Below are 3,387 nucleotides of genomic sequence, written 5' to 3' on the forward strand. Positions count from 1 at the left end.
GTCCGGCGGCAGGTCGGCCGGGTCGACGCCGCCGCGGGGGGCGCCGGGCCGCTGCGCGCCGCCGCCCAGGTCGACCTGCAGCAGCACGTCGAGGTCGCGGTCGGCGCGCTCGACGGCGTCGGCCAGCGCCGTCACCAGCCGGCTCCGGTCGACCGAGTGCACCGCCGCCGCGTAGCGGACGACCGAGGCGACCTTGTTGCGCTGCAGCTGTCCCACGAAGTGCCAGCGCAGGCCGGCGACGGGGTCGGGGCCGCCGGCCAGCTCGGCGGCCTTCTCGGCGGCCTCCTGGTCGCGGTTCTCCCCCACGTCGCGGACGCCGAGACCGGCCAACCGGCGCACGTCGGCGGCGGGATGGGTCTTGGTGACCACGATCAGCCGGACGTCGGAGCGCTCGCGCCCCGCGGCGGCGCACGCAGCGCGCACCCGCTCCTCGACGGCGTCCAGGCGCGCGCGCAGCTCGACCGCCCGGGGGTCGGCGTGGTCGGGGCCGTCGTCGGGGCCGGTCACGTGGTGCGCCAGACCAGACCGGCGAACCGGCCGGTGACGCCGTCGCGCCGGTAGCTGTAGAGGTCGGGCGACTCGACGGTGCAGCCGGGCCGCTGCCGCACCTGCACGCCGGCGGCCGTCAGCTGCTCGAGCACGCCGGCGCCGACGTCGAGCGCCGGCTCCCCGGTCCACGACACGGAGCGGCTGGCCGGGGCGATCGCCGCGACGTCGTCGCGCATCGCGGCCGGCACGGGGTAGCAGCGCGGGCACACCGACGGGCCGAGGCGGGCCTCGAGCCGGGTGGCGCCGAGGTCGCGCATCGCGGCCACCGTGGCGGGCACCCGCGCCGCCCGCAGCCCGGGGCGACCGGCGTGCGCCACCCCCAGCAGGCCCTCGTCGGGCGCCGCGAGCAGCACCGGCACGCAGTCGGCGACCATCACGAGCAGGCCGAGGTCGGCACGGTCGGTGACGACGGCGTCCGCCTCGGGCGGCTCACCCGGCCACGGCCCGGTCGCGTGCACGACGTCGGCGCCGTGCACCTGCCGCACCCGCAGCAACCGGTCGGGCGCGAGGCCCGCCTCGGCCGCGACGGCCGCGACGTTCGCCTCGACCGCCGCCGGGTCGTCCCCGACGTGCGGGCCGAGGTTCAGCCCGGCCCACGGGCCGACGCTGCGGCCGGCACCGCCACCCGACCGGTCGGTGCCGGCCAGGTGCACGGTGCCGGCCGCGCCGTCGAGGGTCTCGGTCCAGGCGAGCACCACCCCAGCGTGCCGCTACTTCAGGAAGTCCGGCACGTCGAGGTCGTCGTCGCCGCCGTCGAACGACGGGCGGCCGCCGCGGCCGGCACGCACCGGCTCGAGGCTGTCGGGGACGACGATGGGCTCCTCGCGCTGCGGGGCCTGCTGCTGCGGCTGGGCCTGCTGCGGCTGCTGGGCCGGAGCCTGCGGCTGCTGCGGTGCCTCCTCGTGCGAGACGCCGCTGGTGTACGGCCGCTGCCCGGCCGGCTGGAACGCCTGCTGGGCGGGGGTGGCGGCCGGCAGCGTGGCGCGGCCCGAGACCTGCCCCAGGGCCCGGTCGTCGGGGCGCTTGGTCGGCGACCCGCCGTCGAACCCGGCCGCGATGACGGTGACCCGCACCTCGTCGCCGAGCGCGTCGTCGATGACCGCGCCGAAGATGATGTTCGCCTCGGGGTGAGCGGCCTCCTGCACCAGCCGGGCCGCCTCGTTGATCTCGAAGAGGCCGAGGTCGGAGCCGCCCTGGATGGACAGCAGCACGCCGTACGCGCCGTCGATGCTGGCCTCGAGCAGCGGGCTGCTGATGGCGAGCTCGGCGGCCTGCACCGCGCGGTCCTCGCCGCGAGCCGAGCCGATGCCCATGAGGGCCGAGCCGGCGCCCTGCATGACGCTCTTGACGTCGGCGAAGTCGAGGTTGATCAGGCCGGGCGTGGTGATCAGGTCGGTGATGCCCTGGACGCCGGACAGCAGCACCTGGTCGGCGCTGCGGAAGGCGTCGAGCATGCTGACCTGCCGGTCGCTGATCGACAGCAGCCGGTCGTTGGGGATGACGATGAGGGTGTCGACCTCGTCGCGCAGGGCGGCGATGCCGGTCTCGGCGCTGGTGGCGCGCCGGCGGCCCTCGAAGGTGAACGGGCGGGTGACGACGCCGATGGTGAGCGCGCCGAGCGAGCGGGCGATGCGGGCCACGACGGGCGCGCCGCCGGTGCCGGTGCCGCCGCCCTCGCCGGCGGTGACGAAGACCATGTCGGCCCCCTTGAGGACCTCCTCGATCTCCTCCATGTGGTCCTCGGCGGCCTTCTTGCCCACCTCCGGGTCGGCGCCGGCGCCGAGCCCGCGGGTCAGCTCGCGACCGACGTCGAGCTTGACGTCGGCGTCGCTCATGAGCAGGGCCTGCGCGTCGGTGTTGATGGCGATGAACTCCACGCCCTTCAACCCGACGTCGATCATGCGGTTGATCGCGTTCACGCCACCGCCGCCGATGCCGACGACCTTGATGACGGCCAGGTAGTTCTGCGGTGCTGCCACGTGAGTGCCTCTCAGGATGCCGAGCGTGTCGGTCGAGTCTCACCCTCATCTAGAGGGTTAGAGTTATGTCAACCTCGTGCGATGTACCGAAGGTAGGCGGCACCTCGACCTCGACCAACGACCCGGGGCGGCGTGTCGCGCCTTCGTGCGGCGCGTCAGCGGGTGACGGGGGTGTCCGGCGAGCTCACGTCGTAGACCGACGCCTTCGCGCGCATCAGCACCTCGAGCACCTGCGCCTTGCGGGGGGTGCGGTCGGCGCTCCCCCACACGACCTGCTTGCCGCGCACCCGCAACCGCACGTCGGACGGCGACTGCGCGCTGACCGCGGAGACCTGCGAGCGCAGCGACGCGGGCATCCCGTCGAGCACCGCGAGCGCCGCCTGCAGGCTCGGGGCACCGGCCCGCACGAGGTCGACGCGCACGACGGGCACGCCCTTCGGCGCCCGCGCGACCGTGGCGTACGCGGTGCCGGCGCCGTCGACCAGCTCGAAGCGGCCGCCGGAAGCCGGCAGCGCCGCCGCCGGCGCGCGGTGGGTGACCAGCACCTGCAGGGTCGAGGGCCAGCCACGGGTCACCCGGACGCCGGCCACGAACGGCACGTCGCGCACCCGGTCGGCCAGGTCGCCGGTCGGCACCTGGGCGAGCGGCCGCCCGGTCGGTGCGCGGGCGGCGTCGAGCACCTGCGTGCGCTCGGCCGCGGTCAGCGCGGGCCCCGCCGGGTCGGACGAGACCTCGACCTCGCGGACGACGAGCAGCGGGCCCCACCAGACGAGCGCGGCCAGCGCGGCCAGCACGACCACGACGGCCAGCCCCGCCAGCAGCGGACGGCGCCCGTGCCGTGCGCCGTCGCGGGCGCGAG

General features: G+C 76.2%; 4 protein-coding genes. All 4 read right to left on the reverse strand.

Going from position 1 to position 3,387, the window contains the following annotated elements:
- Positions 1-507 (reverse strand): alanine racemase (locus ACYVI6_RS18330; protein ID WP_460447736.1); only part of this gene is annotated, 507 nt, incomplete at its 3' end.
- Positions 504-1,244, reverse strand: a complete 741-nt coding sequence (locus tag ACYVI6_RS18335) for a polyphenol oxidase family protein (protein WP_460447737.1) — start codon at positions 1,242-1,244, stop codon at positions 504-506. The genes ACYVI6_RS18330 and ACYVI6_RS18335, both read right to left, overlap by 4 nt.
- Before the next feature lie 15 nt (positions 1,245-1,259).
- Entirely contained in the window at positions 1,260-2,528 is a 1,269-nt protein-coding gene (gene ftsZ / locus ACYVI6_RS18340) for a cell division protein FtsZ (RefSeq protein ID WP_460447738.1), read from the reverse strand.
- Between the two features lie 155 nt (positions 2,529-2,683).
- Positions 2,684-3,387, reverse strand: a 704-nt coding sequence (locus ACYVI6_RS18345) for a cell division protein FtsQ/DivIB (protein WP_460447739.1), incomplete at its 5' end; no start/stop codon positions are given.

The sequence above is a fragment of the Angustibacter aerolatus genome (genome assembly GCF_054776675.1).